Below are 16,896 nucleotides of genomic sequence, written 5' to 3' on the forward strand. Positions count from 1 at the left end.
CCCCTCGGCGTGCGCGGTCGGCTATCCTGCGGTCGCGCCTGCGCGGCGCGTGATCGGCCCCGCGGAGCGCGACAATGAAGCCATGACCCGTCGCGGCATCATCCTGTTCGCCTCCCTCGGCATCATCTGGGGCATCCCGTACCTGTTCATCAAGATCGCCGTCGCCGAGCTCAGCCCTGAGTTCTTGGCGTTGGCGCGCACGACGATCGCCGCGGCGCTACTGCTTCCGCTCGCCGCACGGCACCGCGCCATCCTGCCGGCCCTGCGTCGCTGGAAGCCGCTGCTTGCCTTCGCTCTGTTCGAGATCGTCATGGCGTGGTTCTTCCTGAACACGGCGCAGCAGACGCTGCCGAGTTCGACGGTGGGATTGCTGCTTGCCGCCATTCCCCTCGTGTCGATGCTGATCGCCTTCGTCGGAGGCCGCCGCGACCGTCTCACCGGAATCAACCTGGTCGGGGTCGCGCTCGGCATGATCGGCGTGGGGGCGATTGTCGGCTTCGACGTCGGCGGCAGCGACCTGGAGGCAGTGGCGCAACTCGTCGTCACGATGTTCGGCTACGCGCTGGGCCCCGCAATCCTCGCCCGCTACCTGCACGACCTGCCCGGTGTCGGAGTCATCGCCTGTGCGCTGGGGATCAGCGCGGTCGCCTATGTGCCGATCGTCGCACTCAGCGGCACCTGGCCCACCGAGGTGCCGTCTCCCGTCACCATCATCTCGGTGCTCGTCCTCGCGGTGCTCTGCAGCGCTGTTGCCTTCTTGCTTATGTTCGCACTGGTGGCCGAGGTGGGGCCGATTCGCATGTCAGCAATCACCTACGTCAACCCGGCGGTCGCGGTGCTCGCGGGAGCCGTTTTCCTGGGCGAAGAGCTGTCGGTGTGGACGGGCGTCGGATTCGTCGCGATCCTCGCGGGGTCTGCACTGGTGACGCGCCCCGATCCGGCGAAGCGGGTTATGGAGGCCGAGCCCGAGCATCCAACCCTCGACGAGGCGCTCGATGAACCGCTACCGCCCACCGAGCCGATCGTGCGCTAGCTCGCGCCGCTCGGGCGCTCCCCCACCGCCGTGCCCGGCTTCCGCCCGGTGCCCGGCGCGTGCTTCTCGCGCTCGTCAACCAGCCATTCGGGCATCTCGTCGATGATCGCCCGAATCTCGGCGGTCGTCATCGAGTCGCTGACTCCGGCGCGCGCGAGCGCCGAGTTCGACACGCCCAGCCGGCGTGACACCTCGTCGCGCGGGTGCGGACCCTCGCGGCGCAGCGTCACCAGCCACTCGGGCGGGTTCTCCTGCAGCTCGTTCAACTGGGTGCGCGTGATCGGGGTCGCCTGAAACTCTGCGGGCGTCGCCGGCAGGAACACGTTCAGCTTCTTCGCCGCCGTCGCCGGGCTGAGCAGCTGCTCCTTCTTCGGCTTCGGCTGCTGGCGGCGGTCCTCACGCGGGGTCTCGGTCATGGTGACGAGCGTACGGGAGTCGAAGCGTGCATCCATCGTCGCTACCCTTGCCGCATGCCCGAACCGCTCGAGGTCGCCTTCGTCACGGGCGTCACCCCCACCAAGTGGGAGCGCATCTGGCGCGAGCGCCGCCCCGGCGGGCGCCTCCACCTGACCCCCATGACGCAGGATGCTGCGCTCGCCGCCCTCGCCGATGGCACCGCCCACATGGCCCTGCTGCGCGACGTCAGGGCCGACGACGATCGTCACGCTATTCCGCTCTATCGCGAGCAGCCGGTGCTCGTCTCGCCGAAGGGGTCGCTTGCGGCCGGTCTCGACGACCTGAGCGTGGCCGACCTGGCCGAACTCGACGGGTTGGCCGTACTCGACGTCGACCTCACGGGCGGCACGGGCGCCGAGGCGGTCGAGCTGGTCGCCGCGAACGTCGGCGTCGCCGTCATGCCGCAATCGGTCGCGCGGCAACACTCGCGCAAAGACGTCATCGCGAAGCCGATCCGGGATGCGGCAGACACCGGCATCTCGCTCGTGTGGCCGGTGACCGGCGCGCATCCCCTCACCGATGCATTCATCGGCATCGTGCGCGGACGTACAGCGAATAGTTCGCGGTAGGGCGTGACTCCGCTCCGTCCGCACCCACGAAAAACACCTCGTCGCCAGCGCGTCCGGCACCATACGACGCCGGAACGCTCCCGACGACAGTCATCGTGCCGTCGTCCGCGACGAGAATGATCGTGTTGTCCTCGCCGGTGTTTGCCACCATGAGCTGTTGGCCATTGGGAAGTCGAACGTAGTCACCCGCGGTGCCGTAAACATCCTCATCGGCAACGCTGAGGTCGGCGAACAGGGTTGACTCACCCGTCTCCATGTCGATCTGGTAGACGACGGGGTGTATCCCGAGCCGATGAGCATGTCGCCGGAGGGGAGAATGGACGCCCCCGACCAGTAGACCTCGGTCGCTGCGGGGCCCGTGATCGTCAGAGGCGACAACATGTCACCTGTCGCGAGGTCGATCACCTCGATACGATTCGCCACGCTGAGATCGAAGTCGAAGAACACGCCATAGAGCAGGGTTCGATCGACGCTCAAGGCGATGTCGCCATACACCGAGAGGTAGATCTCTTCGCCGACGTGCTCGCCGGTCGGCGAGTAGGCGAACACCGAGCCGTCAGAGTTGTTGATGTACAGCAACGGCTCGCCACAATCCGAGGAAGCCTGGGCGGCGTTACCCGCCAGTAGCAACGCACCTGCCATGGTCATCACTGCGCCAGCGGCCAGGGTCTTGTTCATCAGTGTCCTCCTGAAGTTTTCGGGCGCCATGGGGAAGCGCCGTCGCTAACCATAAGAAGGCCGCAGCTCGCCCCTGGCGCTGCGGTGGGGTGTGCCCCAGCGCAGGACCAGAGGCCACTGGTTGCGCTGACCCGTGGGCGCGCTGGCAGAAGCGCAGTCGGTCGCACGGGCGCGGCGCCCATGACATAGGGAAGATTCGCTACCTACAGCCCAGCCACCATCACGACCAAAAAGACGAAGCCATCTCGAATAAACCAGATTGAGTCAAGACGGTACAGAGCTCTGCTCAACACAAGCCCTCGCGCGCTCTGCTCAACACAAGCCCTCGCGCCTTCTCGGCACAAAATGCGGATGCGAAACACTCAATAACAAAGTGACAAGACGCGCCTTAGGGGCAGAGTTTCGTGACCGCAGAGTTTGAGTTTGTCTCCAAGAATGAATCCGACACCCACCCAACACCCGTGATGCGATACCAGATCGAAGAAGTTCCATAAGGACCCTTGACGGAAGTACCGAGCCGATAGCAATCAAGAGCCACAAAACGACCCTTGTCAATTCTTCCAACAATGGTGGCACTGGTGCTCGGGCTTGAGCGAATGTTTAGGTACTGCGTGTTGTTGGCGGAGGTCACCTGCGCTACAAACCAACTTTTTGAGTTTTTCGTGGTTGTTGTATATCCGGAGAGCTTCCCGGTAACACGCAATTGAACGAACTTGTATCGATCTGCGCTGGTCAACACATATGTTGAACCAGTTTGACCGCTCACCGCGGCACCACTTCGATACCACTGGCGGGTCAGACTGGTCGGAGTTGGAATCCAAGTTCCAGTCGATGAGGTCAAGCGTGTCCCTAGGTGCGTTGCCGAGGTGGCCGGGCCAGGGGCCGCGGAAAATGACTTCGTCGTTCCGCACGTACTAGCGGTGAACTTTGTGCCGCTCCACGTGCCGTTTCCTGCACTGTTCGGTCCGGACGCGGTCATATCCGGGGCACCGCATATGCGCAGTGAATTAGCGGCACTAAAGGGAATGGTAGAGGAGTTATAACAGTTTGGCGCTGCCCAATACTGAAAATGCAGATGCGCTACGCCATTGTTCCTCGTTGTGTTCGCGGGCGCTACAGTCCCGACTTTCTGCCCAGAAGTGATCGTCGCTCCGGGCGTAGTGATGTCTGACTTGATGTGCGTGAGGGTGTAGCTACGGTTGTTAGCCACGTTGACGCACAGGTTTCCGTACTCCGCCTGCCAGTACGCGACTTTTCCGCTCTGAGGCGCAACAACAACGCGTCCGCTGGTCGACGTGGTGCTCGTGGAAGAGGTGAGATCGAGGCCGAAGCGCGATGTTCCGGTGTGTGTCACTTTCGCATTGTCGTAACCCTGAAAGACGTAGACTGCGCCACCCGGTTCGAATGGGCTCCGAATATTGCCGGGGCCGACGCTTGCTGCTGCCGGAGAGGTGACCAACATCGCCCCCACCAGGGCTGCCGCACTCAGGATCCCCAAAGAGACATTACGAAATTTCACTACGCCGTCCTTTCGGGTTCGCATGACGGGCTTTGGTCAGAACGTAACAGGCGAGCCACCTTCAGCACTAGTCCCCATTTTGATGGCGTCAAGCGCTGTAGATACCGTGATCGGGCGGCAGACCGCCGTCAGGCGCGGCGGCGCGACCGGAAGAGCGCAACCGCGCCCAGCGCCAGCAGTGCCAGCGCGGCGGCGAGAGCCGGCACGGCGTCGACACCGGTGTCGGCGAGGCGCTCCTCGTCCGGCACCTGCGTACCGTCGTCGTGCGCGGTTCCGTCGTCGACTCCCGAGCCGCCGCCCGACGAGTCGTCGCCACCCTGGTCGTCGTCGCCCGCGTCGTCGTCGCCGGGGGCGACGACGACCGCCCCCGACAGTTCGGCGACGACGGATTCGTCTCCCGACGTTGCCGTGATCGTCACCGCCCAGGGGCCAGCCGTCGTGGGCGTACCGGTGACGGCGCCCGTGTCCGTGTCCAGCTCGACCCCCGCGGGCAACGCTCCAGCGGTGACGGCGTAGCTGATGGGCTCGCGGCCGCCGGACGCGCCCACAGCATCGCTGTACGACCGACCGACCACGAACGGGGCAAGCTCGATGTCGACGAACGCGAGGTCGACGATCCTCACCAAGATGAGGGTCGACTCTCTCTGGATGTTGTAGTCCGACAGCGTCCGCCCGTCCTCGAGCTGCTTGCCGGCGAAGAACAGTCGCTGCCGGTCAGGCGGAAGGAGGGCGTCAACGTCCTGCACCTTCTGCTTGACCTGCTCGATCGTGTCGCTTGGTTCGACGTCCAGCGTGAGGGTCGTTTCGCCAGGGCCCACGTCGATGAAGATCTGCATCGCCGATGCCGCCGTGGCGCCCACGAGGGTGAACGCGAGCGAGAGAACGCCGATGGCGGCGGCGCGCGCCGCACGCTGACCGAGACGAGGAAGCATGCCCTCATCCTGTCAGCACTACGTGCCGCAAAAGGTCATGTACGGCCCCGAACCGTCCGGCGCGCCGACCGCGTAGCGTTCGAGGCCGGGGCGCTCGTCGAACGGCCGCCTGATCACCTCGACGAGTGCGTCGAACGGCCTCATCTCCCCTGCCGTCGCCACCGCCAGCGCCTCCTCGACGAGGTGGTTGCGCGGAATATAGACCGGGTTCACGCGGTCCATCACCCCCGCGTCGGGCGACAGCGCGAGCCAGCGGCCCGCCCACTCCCCCAACGCCTCCACCTCGAGCACGGCGGGGCGGTCGCCCCCACGGGCGACACCCGCCAGCGCCCGGAAGAACGACGTGAAATCAACGCGGTTCTCGTGCAGCAGGTTCAGCAGCTCGGTGGCAAGCGGTGCGACGGCCTCGTCGGTGACGGTGGCGGCGAGACCGAGCTTCATGCGCATCCCCGAGATCCACGCCGCGCTGTAGTGCGCGCGGTACTCGCCGAGCGCCTCCGTCGCCCGCTCGACGGCGCGGTCGGCGTCGTCGTCGATGAGCGGCAGCAGGGTTTCGGCGAAGCGCGCCAGGTTCCACTCGGCGATGACCGGCTGGTTGCCGTAGGCGTAACGGCCCTGGTGGTCGATCGAACTGAAGACCGCGGCGTGGTCGAAAGCGTCGACGAAGGCGCAGGGGCCAAAGTCGATCGTCTCGCCCGAGATCGCCATGTTGTCGGTGTTCATGACGCCGTGCACGAAGCCGACGAGCATCCACTGCGCCACCAGCTTGGCCTGCGCGGCGACGACCGCCTCGAAGAGCGCCAGATGCGGATGCTCGGCCGACGCCGCATCCGGATAGTGCCGGTCGATCGCGTGGTCGGCAAGGCGCCGCAGCAGCTCGCGGTCACCCGTCGCGGCGGCGAACTGGAAGCTGCCGACGCGCAGGTGGCTACTCGCCGTGCGGGCGAGGACCGCGCCCGGCAGCAGGCTCTCGCGCTGCACTCCACGGCCCGTGGCGACGACGGCGAGGGAGCGGGTCGTCGGAATGCGCAGCGCGTGCGTCGCCTCGCTGATCACGAACTCGCGCAACATGGGGCCGACGACGGCGCGGCCGTCGCCCGCGCGGGCGAACGGGGTCGGGCCCGAGCCCTTCAGGTGCAAGTCGTGGAGGGTGCCGCTCGGGTCGGTGAGTTCGCCCAGCAGCAGCGCGCGGCCGTCGCCGAGGCGCGGGCTAAAGGCGCCGAATTGGTGGCCCGAGTAGGCCTGCGCGACCGGGGTTGCAGTGTCGGGGAGCGCGGCACCGGTGAGGAAGGCGATGCCGTCGGCGCAGCGGAGAAAGTCTGCATCGAGGCCGAGGTCGGTGGCCAGGGGCTCGTTGAGGGCGAGCAGCTGCGGCGCCGGGGGCTCCTCCGCCCGCCAGGGCACCGCGAGTTCGGGCAGCTCGCGGGCGAAGCGGCCCTCGAGGGCGATGCTGGCGGCGGTTGGCGCGGTCATGCATCGACGGTACGCCTACTGCCTGTGGGCGGCACGAAGGTGCTAACTCGCGCGGAAGGTGGCAGCGAGCGCGTCATAAACGGCGCTGACATCGAGTTCGCCGGGCTGCTCCTTCGTGATCACCTGCACAAGCTTCTTCGGCCACAGCACCAGCACCCCGTCGACCGTGAATGGGTCCGCGAACAACGGCCAGTCACCGTCGACGAAGCACAGCACACCCTTCACCGGAACACCCGGCACCGCCGACGACACCCGTTCGACCTGCTTGTGCATGCCGGTGACGAGCGACGTCTTGTCGCCGCGCACCCACAACTTTTCGACGCGCGGACTGAACAGTCCGCCCTCAACGCGCTTTTCGACGCGCTTCTCGACGTAGCGCTTCGTGTCGACCACCCAGACGGCGCCGGGCGTCACCACGATGTGGTCGATATTGGCCTTTGACTTCGGGATACGCCGGTCATGCAACACACGAATCTGGTCGCTGGCAATCGCGTCCAGCTTCTCGCCGACGATCTCTTCGCCGATCGCGCCGGTCGCCCAGACTCGAGTGCTGTTGCGCTCAGGAGTCAGTGCCACGGCGATGCCGCCGAGCTTGCCCCAGGCGGCTCGGGTGGCGGCTTCGTCTCTTCTGCGCAGATATTCGTGACGCTCTCGTGCCGAACGGCCTGGAACATTCGGATTCTCGTCCATTTCCCAATCACACCAGCCAGGGACAAATGTGACTATCCCCCAATCTGGGACCGGCCAAAAACCGCGGCTGCATGGGAGACGGCCGCGCACTCTCCGAACCCCGGACTGGGGGTATACGTTTCACACAGACTGCAATTGAGTGGAATTCGACAGGAAAGGGCGAGATGTCGACTCCAAGAGAGGGCTGGTTCCCGGACCCGACAAAGACCGGTCGGATGAGATGGTGGAGCGGCACGGAATGGACCGAGCACGTTTCGGCTGGCGGCCGTGTGTGGCAAGACGCGGTTACCGCTAACTCCAAGTCGATTTGGTCCCGATGGTGGCTGTGGCTCCTCCTACTGCTCGGATTGATTCTGCTCTTTACAGCGCCCCAGCTGATCGCCGCGATGGCGCTGATCGCATTGATTACGGCGATCGTGGCTCTCGTCAAACAGCGACCGACGTGGCTACGCCTTCCCACACGAAAAGCCGCGACGTCCGTTCTCGCGGCGTCCGCGATCGTTCTGGTCGTCGCAGCCGGAGTCAACGCCGCCTCCCTCGGGGGTGACGACTCCCGCGATGGGCTCTTCGCGAACCTCGCCGCGGTCGATGAGCAGTCGTCCACCGAGGCGACGCCGCAGGCGAGCCCGAGACCTAGCCGGACCCAAACCCCAACTCCCACTCCGAGCCCGACCCCGCAAGTCACCGTCGTCGAAGAGGTGACCACGGAAACCGTAGATTTCGACCGGCTGATGAAGGACGACCCAAACCTCGCGTCGGGCAAGACCTCGGTGACGACTGAAGGCGTACCAGGCACGCGGACACTGACCTACCGCGTGACTTACGAAGAGGACCGTGAAATCTCCCGAGAGTTGATCTCTGATGTCATTACAGCAGAGCCAGTAGCAGAGGTGGTAGCGAGAGGAACGTACGTCGCGCCACCACCACCCCCGCCGCCTCCCCCCGCCAACAATGGATGCGACCCCAACTATGCAGACGCGTGCGTGCCGATCGCCAGCGACGTTGACTGCGCGTGGGGCTCCGGCGACGGGCCCGCTTACTTCGATGGAGTCGCCCGCGTGGTCGGCAGGGACATCTACGGTCTCGATCGTGACGGCGACGGTTGGGCGTGCGAGAGATAGAGACGAGAACCGGACAACCATCGGCACTAATGGGGAGGTAGGTTCGGATGATGCTTGAGGAATTCCAACAATCGCTCCGCAAGTTCACGAAGGAACGTGACTGGTCTCAGTTCCACACCCCGGAGAACCTCGCAAAAAGCATCTCGATCGAGGCCGGGGAGCTTCTGGAAACGTTTCAGTGGCACTCCACGCCCGACGTTCAACGGGTCAGTGAGGAACTTGCCGACGTGATGACCTACTGCCTCCTGCTTGCTGACGCGATCGGCGTCGACGCCGTAGAAGTGATGGCCGCGAAACTAGAAGCGACTCGCAAGAAGTACCCAATCGAGAAGGCCCGTGGGCGCAGCGAGAAGTATGACCGGCTCTGAAATTCCGCGTATCTCGTTCGATAGATCTGCGGTGCGTGAGTGGGCCAAGACAGATTCACGTCACAAGAACTGGCCAGTCGTTTATCTCCTGGATTCCGCGAGACCGGCGGCGAGCCCCTCTGCCCTACGCGACGTTTACGTTGGCGAGACGCTCAACGCCGAGGCGCGCATCCTTCAGCACCTAGATAACCCGGACAAGAAGCGACTGCTTTCACATTTTCGGGTTGTTCTCGACGACCGCTTCAACAAGTCGGTATGCCTCGATCTCGAGTCCCACCTCATCCGCCTGCTTGCCGGCGACGGCACTTTTCGCGTCCTCAACCGTAATGACGGCATCACCGACGCCAACTACTACGAGCGAGACGCGTATCGCGAGTCTTTCCGACGAGTGTTCGACCAGCTGCTTCACGAGGGGGTGTTTTCGCGCAGCATCCCCGAAATCGAAAACAGCGATCTGTTCAAGCTGTCGCCGTACAAGGCGCTGACGACCGATCAGGCGATCGCCGTCGAAAACATTGTCGAAGGACTCTTCGACGACCTCGAGCAGAATCGCGGAGAGCTACTCGTCGTTCAGGGGGAACCGGGAACCGGGAAGACTGTCATCGCGATCTACCTGATGAAGCTACTCGCCGACATCGCCGCCTCCCGGCCCGACGATGAGCCCGATGCCGACTCGATCTTCTCCGACTTCTTCACTGAAGGGCACCGTGCCCTGCTCCGGGATTTCCGCGTCGGACTCGTCGTCCCGCAGCAATCTCTCCGCGAAAGCATAAAGCGCGTCTTCAAGCGCACGCCGGGCCTGGCTCCGTCGCAAGTTCTCACGCCATTTCAGGTAGGCGCCAGTGACGAGTGCTGGGATCTGCTCATCGTCGACGAAGCGCACCGGCTGAACCAACGAGCCAATCAGCCGTCCGGCGTGCAGAACAAGCAGTTCAGGGACATCACCGTAAAGTTGTTCGGCCACGACGACCACACCAAGACGCAGCTCGACTGGATCCAAGCGCTCAGCCGCCACCAGGTGCTGCTTGTCGATCCCGAGCAGAGCGTCCGGCCGGCCGATCTTCCACCCGAACTTCTGCGGAACCTAGTCGAAGAGGCGAAGGGCGAGGGCCGGCATTACCCACTGGTCTCGCAACTGCGAGTGAGGGCGGGCGACGATTACATCGCCTGGGTGCGCCAGCTGTTCAGCCCGCAGTCAAGCGAGGCCATGATGCAAAAGAGGCCAGACTTCGGGAACTACGAACTGAAGTTCTTCGATGATCTCGGACAGATGCATGAGGAAATTCGAGAACGGGATGCTCAATACGGCCTTGCGAGGCTTGTCGCTGGTTACGCGTGGGAGTGGAAAAGCAAGGAGAACCACGAGGCTTACGACATCGAACTCGACGATCGCCGACTGCGCTGGAACAGCACCGCTACTGAATGGATCGCGTCACCGAACTCACTCGAAGAGGTTGGATCGATTCACACCGTGCAGGGTTACGACCTCAACTACGCCGGGGTCATCGTCGGGAATGACCTGCGCTGGGATGAAGCTCGCGGGCGGCTCGCAGTTGATCGCGCGAGTTACTTCGACAAGAAGGGCAAAGAAAACAATCCCACGCTCGGTCGGAAATACACCGACGACGACCTATTGCGTTACATCTGCAACGTCTACTCGGTGTTGATGACACGGGGCATCCGCGGGACTTTCGTGTACGTATGTGATCCCGTGCTACGGAAGGTAGTGCGCACCTTGCTTTCGGAAGGCCAGTCCGTCGGGCGAGGACCCGTCATCCGATCATTCCCGTCAACGAGCGGGGCCCCAGGAAATTGATTCCTGAGGCCCCGGCCTTGGACTCGACTGCCTTCTACTGGCTAGCCGGCGCCGTCCCGAACTGCACAGCTTCCTCGCCGTAAAGCTCCTTGTCCTCGGCGGCCAGGCGGCGTTCGGCCTCGAAGTCGATCGAGCGGCCGAGCACGACGTACGCGATCGCCGACGCGGCGAGGCCGACGAACAGGGCGAGGTCTGCCTCACCCAGCGCTTCCGCAACCGGTCCGACGTACCACGCCGTCACCGCGAACGGCACCATGGCGACAATGCCGATCATGTACGCGGTGAGTCCGCGCCAGCCCCAGTTTCCGTAGATACCGCCGGGTCGGAAGATCTGGCGAATCGCGTACTGGCCCCGACGCACGAAGTAGTAGTCGACGAGGTTGACCGAGGTCCACGGCACGAGGACATACAGCAGGATTACGAGGAAGCTGCCGAAGTTGTCAAGGAAATCCCCCGTGCTGACCATGGCGCCGATGTAGGCAGCCACCGCGATGATCGTGCAGGCGATGACGCGCACGGTGCGCGTGGGGCGAATCGGGCGAATTGAATCGACGATGGTCACGAGTTCCATGGCCGCGGCGTAGATGTTGACCGTGATGACGCTGATCAGACCCGGCAGCGCAGCGATCAGTAGCCAGAAACCAAAGCCCGGCAGGATGAGATCGGCCACTTCCCGAACACCGTCCAGCGGCCCAGCGCTGGTGAACACTGCGGCGATGAACGCGCCCAGCGCCATCAACCACACAGCGCCCGCAAAAACTCCACCGTAGGTGTAGAACAGCGCCTTGCCAGGTCGGGTCTGCGGGGGCAGGTAGCGCGAGTAGTCGGACACGTACGGCGCCCAGCCGAGTGCGTAGGCGGCCGCAGCACCGAACTGCACAAGGAATGCTGCCCAGTTGAAGTTCGCGAAGGTGAGCTGTGCGGGATCGAGCGGTGCCACGAAGAGCGCGACAACGGTGAAGATGCCGAATGTCAGCATGAACAGCAACGTCAACCACTTCTGAGTGTGGTGGATCCAGTGATAGCCGAAGATTGCCAACACCAGAGCCAGACCGCTGATCAGGAAGTACCACGCGCCGTTCGCTTCGACACCGGTCGTCATCGTGAGAATCTCACCGGCGAGCATCTGGTTGAACATGTTGAAGCCGACCAGGCTGAACACCACGACGGCGCAGATCAGGGCGACCCCCCGGAACCCGAACTGCGCGCGTGACTGGATCATCTGCGGCAAGCCCAGCTGCGGGCCCTGAGCAGAGTGGAAGGCCGTGAACACGGTGCCCACAGCGACACCGAGCACGATCGCCACAAGGGTCGTCAGCAGGGATGCCCCCATCGCCGCACCCAACATTCCGGTCGCCAGAGTGGTGACGTTGGCGTTCGACATAAACCACAGCGGGAAGAGGCTCCACGCTTTGCCGCGACGTTCGCTGAGCGGCACCCAATCGATGGAGCGTGACTCGACCACGCCCGGCGAGCCTGCCGTGCGGGGGGATGGGGTGAGCAACTGGCTCATGGTTCTCCTAGGGTCGTCTAGTTGCCGAGTCGTCGTTGATGCTCGGCCCCCCGAGGCTAGGATCGTCCCGCCCATCGCACAAGACGATGCGAACCTATCACAGACATAGCCTTGACCTATGGCTGTGACTCCGCCGCCGCATTCGGATAGGCGAACAGCGCCTCTTTCGCCATGCGAACCAGCTCGGTCGTCGCGGGCGAAAGAGCAGCATCCTGCCGCGTCAGCAGGGCGATGGTGTCGTACAGCGGTTCTGCGAACGGAACCGTGAAAATCCCCTCCGGAAAACCCGGTGAATTCGCCACCGCGCGCGACAACATCGTGTCGCCCATTCCACGTGCGACCAAGGCGAGAGCGGTCTCGATGTTCTCAACCTCGATGAGCGGGTCTAGGCGAAGACCGGCCAACTGGGCCCGCTCAGCCAGTTGACGTCGGGTCGGGTCGCTCCACCCAAAGTGGGCGTCGTACATGATCAGCGGCGCTTGGGCGATCGCCTCGATGGTCATAGGCGCAGTGGTGCGGCTCGGGTCAGCGCTTGCCCACAGCACCTCGTCTTTCAGCAGGGGCGTGACAGAGAGCCCGTCGTCATCGATAGGCAGCACCGCGAAGCCGGCCTCGAGCTCTCCGGATCGAACACCTTCGGCCACTTCAACCGAGTTCTGACCCACAAGACGCATACGTACGCCCGGACGCTCTTTGTGAAAGCGCTCGGCCAGATTCGACAGGAAGTAGTAGTCAGCGTTTCGCAGCACGCCGAATGCGGCGACCCCGCCCGTGAGGCCACGCAAGGCTTCGAGGGCCTGCTCTGCCCCGTCTACACCGTCGACGACGCGTTTCGCCCACGGCAACAGTTCATGACCCGCGGCGGTCAAGACAAGCCGTCGCCCCGAACGCACAAACAGGGGTAAGCCGCTCTCGACTTCAAGTTTGCGAACGAGTTCTGAGACGGTGGGCTGCGTGGTGCCGAGCGCGAGGGCTGCGGCCGTGAACGACCCGAGCGTCGCTGCAAGAAGAAACGCCCGTAGCTGCGTCAGTGTCATAGCCGCATCCTATACATTTGATAGCTTGTAGCGCCCTTGTCCGATGCAAATGTGCGTTTTATGCTCGCGGAATGCAATTCACGCCCGCCGTATTGGCCTCGCTCAACGGAACCTTTCACCACCTCAAGTCGCCACTCATCGAGGGACCAGCCGCTCAACGAGAGCCGGAGGTAATCGACACCGTCTCGCGGATGCTCCACGACATCGAACGTGGCGGGCGCGACGCGGTGATGCGCTATGCCGCCGAGCTTGACGGTTGGGCGGGTGACGACATCGAGCTCACTGAGGAGCAGATGAAGTCGAGTGGCGACAGGCTGCCTGCGCCGCTCCGCGAGGCGATCGAGTTGGGATCGGAACGGACGCAGGCATTCGCTCGGAAGCAACGCTCGCACCTCACCGATTTCGACCTTGAGTTGGTGCCGGGACTCATGACGGGAGTGCGCTACGTGCCGATCTCCCGTGTTGGCGCCTACCTACCCGCCGGCCGCTTCCCACTCACTGCGAGTGCGTTCATGACCGTAGGCGTCGCCAAAGCAGCCGGAGTGCCCTCGGTCGTCGCATGCACGCCGCCGCAACCGGACGGAGGCGCAAACGACGCTGTTGTCTACGCCGCCTATCTGTCTGGTGTGGATCGAGTCTTCACACTGGGTGGCGTACAGGCACTCGCCGCCATGGCATTCGGGCTGCTTGAAGACGCACCGGTCGACATGCTCGTCGGCGCAGGCAACGCGTACGTCGCCGAAGCGAAGCGACAACTGTTCGGAACCGTGGCGATCGACTTGCTTGCAGGCCCGTCAGAAGTCGCCGTCATCGCCGATGACAGCGCGGACCCCGAGATCGTTGCCGCAGACCTCCTGGGCCAGGCCGAGCACGGCCCCAACTCGCCAGCGGCACTGGTCACGACATCGGAACGGTTGGGTCGGGCAGTCATTGACTCCGTCACGCGGCAGCTCGAAACGCTGGACACAGCACACATCGCCGGACCCGCGTGGCACAACTACGGCTCGGTTACGGTCGCTGACAACGCCGACGTCGCGATCGCCCTCATGGACGACCTCGCGCCGGAACACCTGGAAGTCATCACCACGGATGACGCCTACTACCACGAGCGCTTGCGCAACTACGGTTCAATTTTCCTCGGCGAATGGAGCACCGTCGCGTACTCCGACAAGGGCATGGCGGGAACCAATCACGTGCTGCCGACCGCCGGTGGAGCGAAGCACAGCGCCGGGCTTTCGGTGTCCCGCTTCCTTAAGCCGCTGACCTATCAGCGTGTCGCGCGCGAGGCGACCGGCCACGTCGCTCCCGCCGTTGCCGTCATCTCCGAATCCGAAGGCATGTCGGCACACCAGGCAACCGCGACCATGCGGCTCGACCGGTTGTCCGATACGCAATAGTTCAGCGTCCGAGTCCAAGTGCGAGAAGGTGGCTTCTATGACCGCGGCAATCCCGTTTACGGAAGCCACCTCCTCGGCACGACAGGTGCGCATCCGCTGCCACGAGTTGGCGCCCCGCATCGCCGACAAAGCCGCTAATGGTGAACTGATTGAGTCAGCGATCCGTGAGGCGGTGGCGGACGGAATCGAGTTACTTGTCCTGCCAGAACTCGCTACCAGCGGGTACTACCTCACCGCCGAAGAGGCGCGTGCGTGCGCTATCGACGCCGACGACGGGGTCTGGGCGCAGTGGTGTTCATCCCTCGGGCCGAATACAACCGTCGTCGTCGGGTTCGCGGAGCGAGCGAACGAGACGATCTACAACAGCGCTGCCGTGCTCACCGCGGCAGGTGTAGCCGGCGTGTATCGGAAGACGCACCTCTGGGACGCCGAACAACACATCTTCGCCGCAGGCAATCAGCCGCCACCCGTTATCGATACTCCCGTAGGGCGCGTCGGCGTGCTGATTTGCTACGACCTCGAGTTTCCCGAGATGCCTCGCTCGCTCGCCCTTGAGGGTGCCGACATCATCGCCGTGCCCACCAACTGGCCTGTCGTGCCGAAGCCCGCCAGCGAGCACGCCCCGGAAGTCATTCAAGCGATGGCCGCAGCTCGTTCCTCCTGTGTCGCCATCGCATGCTGTGATCGCAGCGGCGAGGAGCGGGGTAAGGCCTGGACTCAGGGCACATCGGTGATCGGCGCCGACGGCTGGCTCGCCGGCACGCGGTCAGAAAACCGCGTCGACGCAACCGTCGAGATCGCCGACGCACGGGCACAGATCGGGCCACTCAACAATGTGCTGAGTGATCGTCGGCCGGAGCTGTACTTCCGGGGATGAGGTCGCCGCCCCGAAGCGGCGACTGCTAACCAGAACGCTCTCATGGGCGGCGCTCAGTGCGGATTTGTCCCCACCGGCTCCCCCGGGCGCGTCGGAGCCGCGCCCGGGGCCCCTCGCGCGGCGTGGGCCCACCTGCTCGCAGGTGCACCCTTGATTAACCCGCAAAATGCGAGAAGGCCGTCCTATTGGACGGCCTTCTCGCATTTTGTCGGGCTGACAGGATTTGAACCTGCGACCCCTTGACCCCCAGTCAAGTGCGCTACCAAGCTGCGCCACAGCCCGTGGCTGGCCCCGGAGGGCCTAGGAGAGTCTAGCGGTATTGGCGGGGGCGGCCGAACCGGGGTGGGTGGCAGAGTGGGAGTGTGAGCGGGGAAACCATCCGGGTGTCGGCGGCGCTCGTCGTGGACGACATCGGGCGGGTGCTTGTGGTGCGCAAGCGGGGGACGACCGTGTACATGCAGCCGGGCGGGAAGCCCGAGGCGGGTGAGACGGCGGCCGAGACGCTCAGTCGTGAGCTGCGGGAAGCAATTGGGGCGAGCATCCCGCCCGAAGAATTGGTGCCGCTCGGGCAGTTCACGGCGCCGGCCGCCAACGAGGCCGGGGCGACGCTGATCGCCGACGTGTTCCGTGCAACGCTGACCGGGCCCATCGCGGCGGCCGCCGAAATTGACGACGTGCGGTGGCTCAGCCCCGCCGAGCTCGCCACGCTGCCGGTCGCGCCGCTCATCACCCAGCACATGCTCGCCCTCATCGAGACGCCCGCGTGACAGGCTGAGACGATTACCGAGACGCGCACCGTGCTGCTCACCGGGTTTGAGCCCTTCGGCGGCGACGTGACCAACCCGAGCGGAGACGTCGCGCGCGCCCTCGACGGCGACACCATCGGCGACGCCACAGTCGTTGGGCGGGTGCTGCCCGTCAGCTTCGCCGCATCCGCCGCCCAGCTCGAGCAGCTCGTCGCCGAACACCGACCCGACCTCATCATCGCCCTCGGCCTCGCCGACGGGCGCGAGGCGATCACCCCCGAGCGCGTCGCCATCAATTATGCGGATGCGCGCATCCCCGACAACGACGGCGAGCAGCCCCGCGACGCGCCCCTCGACGCCGACGGGCCCGCCGCCCACTTCACCACCCTGCCCGTCAAGCGCATCGCGCGCGCCCTCACCGAGGCGGGGCATCCCGCCGCCGTCTCGCTCACCGCCGGCAGCTACGTCTGCAACGCCCTCGCCTACCGCGTCGGCACGATCGCCGGCCGCGACGCCTCCCGCGACGGCGGCGCGATCCCCGCCGGCTTCATCCACGTGCCGAACTGGTCCGCCGAACGACTCACCCCCGCCATCCGCCTCGCCATCGCCACCACGCTCGAGAACGCGCGCGAGCTGGATGAGGCGGGCGGCAGCATCCACTGACCGAAGGA

17 protein-coding genes, 1 tRNA gene and 1 pseudogene are annotated in these 16,896 nt (G+C 64.7%); 10 read left to right on the forward strand and 9 right to left on the reverse strand.

Going from position 1 to position 16,896, the window contains the following annotated elements:
• The first annotated feature begins 82 nt into the window (after positions 1-82).
• Positions 83-1,033: a DMT family transporter gene (locus tag ACK4SC_RS07195; RefSeq protein ID WP_409616597.1), complete on the forward strand. Its 951-nt coding sequence runs from the start codon at positions 83-85 to the stop codon at positions 1,031-1,033.
• Here the strand turns inward: ACK4SC_RS07195 and ACK4SC_RS07200 are convergent.
• Positions 1,030-1,449, reverse strand: coding sequence for a DUF5997 family protein (locus tag ACK4SC_RS07200; protein ID WP_409616600.1), 420 nt, complete (start codon positions 1,447-1,449; stop codon positions 1,030-1,032). The two genes, ACK4SC_RS07195 and ACK4SC_RS07200, sit on opposite strands and share 4 nt — an antisense overlap.
• Positions 1,450-1,503: 54 nt before the next feature.
• Here ACK4SC_RS07200 and ACK4SC_RS07205 point away from each other — a divergent pair, with 54 nt between their 5' ends.
• A complete protein-coding gene (locus ACK4SC_RS07205) occupies positions 1,504-2,058 on the forward strand; it encodes a LysR substrate-binding domain-containing protein (protein WP_409616603.1) in 555 nt (184 codons plus the stop codon).
• 90 nt (positions 2,059-2,148) lie between these two features.
• Here the strand turns inward: ACK4SC_RS07205 and ACK4SC_RS07210 are convergent, their stop codons facing one another.
• From ACK4SC_RS07210 to ACK4SC_RS07230, 5 genes are all read right to left on the reverse strand, one after another.
• Positions 2,149-2,736: a hypothetical protein gene (locus ACK4SC_RS07210; protein WP_409616606.1), complete on the reverse strand. Its 588-nt coding sequence runs from the start codon at positions 2,734-2,736 to the stop codon at positions 2,149-2,151.
• A 388-nt stretch (positions 2,737-3,124) separates the two neighbouring features.
• The gene (locus ACK4SC_RS07215) at positions 3,125-4,279 is read right to left on the reverse strand and encodes an SH3 domain-containing protein (RefSeq protein ID WP_409616609.1); all 1,155 of its coding nucleotides are present in this window, start codon (positions 4,277-4,279) and stop codon (positions 3,125-3,127) included.
• A 104-nt stretch (positions 4,280-4,383) separates the two neighbouring features.
• Positions 4,384-5,187 (reverse strand): ubiquitin-like protein, encoded by an 804-nt coding sequence (locus ACK4SC_RS07220; protein WP_409616611.1) that lies wholly within the window; start codon positions 5,185-5,187, stop codon positions 4,384-4,386.
• Positions 5,188-5,205: 18 nt separating this feature from the next.
• Entirely contained in the window at positions 5,206-6,660 is a 1,455-nt protein-coding gene (locus ACK4SC_RS07225) for a protein adenylyltransferase SelO (RefSeq protein WP_409616614.1), read from the reverse strand.
• A gap of 42 nt (positions 6,661-6,702) precedes the next feature.
• The gene (locus ACK4SC_RS07230) at positions 6,703-7,236 is read right to left on the reverse strand and encodes a nuclease-related domain-containing protein (protein WP_409616616.1); all 534 of its coding nucleotides are present in this window, start codon (positions 7,234-7,236) and stop codon (positions 6,703-6,705) included.
• 278 nt (positions 7,237-7,514) lie between these two features.
• Between ACK4SC_RS07230 and ACK4SC_RS07235 the strand changes: the two are divergent.
• From ACK4SC_RS07235 to ACK4SC_RS07250, 4 genes and pseudogenes are all read left to right on the forward strand, one after another.
• Positions 7,515-7,598: pseudogene (locus tag ACK4SC_RS07235) on the forward strand (DUF2510 domain-containing protein); the annotation flags it as partial.
• Between the two features lie 99 nt (positions 7,599-7,697).
• Complete coding sequence (locus ACK4SC_RS07240; RefSeq protein ID WP_409616730.1) at positions 7,698-8,471, forward strand: G5 domain-containing protein; 774 nt, start codon at positions 7,698-7,700, stop codon at positions 8,469-8,471.
• Positions 8,472-8,518: 47 nt separating this feature from the next.
• On the forward strand, positions 8,519-8,839 hold the full coding sequence (locus tag ACK4SC_RS07245; protein ID WP_409616619.1) for a nucleotide pyrophosphohydrolase: 321 nt from the start codon (positions 8,519-8,521) through the stop codon (positions 8,837-8,839).
• Positions 8,826-10,655, forward strand: a complete 1,830-nt coding sequence (locus ACK4SC_RS07250; RefSeq protein ID WP_409616621.1) for a DNA/RNA helicase domain-containing protein — start codon at positions 8,826-8,828, stop codon at positions 10,653-10,655. The genes ACK4SC_RS07245 and ACK4SC_RS07250 overlap by 14 nt, the downstream gene beginning before the upstream one ends.
• 34 nt (positions 10,656-10,689) lie before the next feature.
• On the opposite strand, the gene ACK4SC_RS07255 is transcribed toward ACK4SC_RS07250, so the two are convergent.
• Positions 10,690-12,168 (reverse strand): purine-cytosine permease family protein, encoded by a 1,479-nt coding sequence (locus tag ACK4SC_RS07255; RefSeq protein WP_409616623.1) that lies wholly within the window; start codon positions 12,166-12,168, stop codon positions 10,690-10,692.
• Between the two features lie 116 nt (positions 12,169-12,284).
• Entirely contained in the window at positions 12,285-13,205 is a 921-nt protein-coding gene (locus ACK4SC_RS07260) for a LysR family transcriptional regulator (RefSeq protein ID WP_409616626.1), read from the reverse strand.
• 71 nt (positions 13,206-13,276) lie between these two features.
• Between ACK4SC_RS07260 and hisD the strand changes: the two genes are divergently transcribed.
• Both hisD and ACK4SC_RS07270 read left to right on the forward strand, forming a co-directional pair.
• The gene (gene hisD, locus ACK4SC_RS07265) at positions 13,277-14,602 is read left to right on the forward strand and encodes a histidinol dehydrogenase (protein ID WP_409616629.1); all 1,326 of its coding nucleotides are present in this window, start codon (positions 13,277-13,279) and stop codon (positions 14,600-14,602) included.
• Positions 14,603-14,639: 37 nt separating this feature from the next.
• Positions 14,640-15,479: a nitrilase-related carbon-nitrogen hydrolase gene (locus ACK4SC_RS07270; protein ID WP_409616631.1), complete on the forward strand. Its 840-nt coding sequence runs from the start codon at positions 14,640-14,642 to the stop codon at positions 15,477-15,479.
• Positions 15,480-15,687: 208 nt separating this feature from the next.
• Here the strand turns inward: ACK4SC_RS07270 and ACK4SC_RS07275 are convergent.
• A tRNA-Pro gene (locus ACK4SC_RS07275) sits at positions 15,688-15,761 on the reverse strand.
• An 80-nt stretch (positions 15,762-15,841) separates the two neighbouring features.
• Here ACK4SC_RS07275 and ACK4SC_RS07280 point away from each other — a divergent pair.
• The gene (locus ACK4SC_RS07280; protein ID WP_409616634.1) at positions 15,842-16,246 is read left to right on the forward strand and encodes an NUDIX hydrolase; all 405 of its coding nucleotides are present in this window, start codon (positions 15,842-15,844) and stop codon (positions 16,244-16,246) included.
• A 30-nt stretch (positions 16,247-16,276) separates the two neighbouring features.
• Positions 16,277-16,888, forward strand: a complete 612-nt coding sequence (pcp, locus tag ACK4SC_RS07285; protein ID WP_409616637.1) for a pyroglutamyl-peptidase I — start codon at positions 16,277-16,279, stop codon at positions 16,886-16,888.
• The last annotated feature ends 8 nt before the right edge of the window (positions 16,889-16,896 follow it).

Origin of the sequence: Microcella sp. (assembly GCF_046293215.1) — a bacterium.
Classification (GTDB): domain Bacteria; phylum Actinomycetota; class Actinomycetes; order Actinomycetales; family Microbacteriaceae; genus Microcella.

Bases quoted from the DNA above. Each gene is read 5' to 3' on its own strand.
- ACK4SC_RS07215 (WP_409616609.1), bottom strand. From the start codon at position 4,279: ATGCGAACCCGAAAGGACGGCGTAGTGAAATTTCGTAATGTCTCTTTG.
- hisD (WP_409616629.1), top strand. From the start codon at position 13,277: ATGCAATTCACGCCCGCCGTATTGGCCTCGCTCAACGGAACCTTTCAC.
- ACK4SC_RS07220 (WP_409616611.1), bottom strand. From the start codon at position 5,187: ATGCTTCCTCGTCTCGGTCAGCGTGCGGCGCGCGCCGCCGCCATCGGC.
- ACK4SC_RS07245 (WP_409616619.1), top strand. From the start codon at position 8,519: ATGATGCTTGAGGAATTCCAACAATCGCTCCGCAAGTTCACGAAGGAA.
- ACK4SC_RS07195 (WP_409616597.1), top strand. From the start codon at position 83: ATGACCCGTCGCGGCATCATCCTGTTCGCCTCCCTCGGCATCATCTGG.
- ACK4SC_RS07225 (WP_409616614.1), bottom strand. From the start codon at position 6,660: ATGACCGCGCCAACCGCCGCCAGCATCGCCCTCGAGGGCCGCTTCGCC.
- ACK4SC_RS07250 (WP_409616621.1), top strand. From the start codon at position 8,826: ATGACCGGCTCTGAAATTCCGCGTATCTCGTTCGATAGATCTGCGGTG.
- ACK4SC_RS07270 (WP_409616631.1), top strand. From the start codon at position 14,640: ATGACCGCGGCAATCCCGTTTACGGAAGCCACCTCCTCGGCACGACAG.
- ACK4SC_RS07255 (WP_409616623.1), bottom strand. From the start codon at position 12,168: ATGAGCCAGTTGCTCACCCCATCCCCCCGCACGGCAGGCTCGCCGGGC.
- ACK4SC_RS07205 (WP_409616603.1), top strand. From the start codon at position 1,504: ATGCCCGAACCGCTCGAGGTCGCCTTCGTCACGGGCGTCACCCCCACC.
- ACK4SC_RS07200 (WP_409616600.1), bottom strand. From the start codon at position 1,449: ATGACCGAGACCCCGCGTGAGGACCGCCGCCAGCAGCCGAAGCCGAAG.
- ACK4SC_RS07260 (WP_409616626.1), bottom strand. From the start codon at position 13,205: ATGACACTGACGCAGCTACGGGCGTTTCTTCTTGCAGCGACGCTCGGG.
- ACK4SC_RS07210 (WP_409616606.1), bottom strand. From the start codon at position 2,736: ATGAACAAGACCCTGGCCGCTGGCGCAGTGATGACCATGGCAGGTGCG.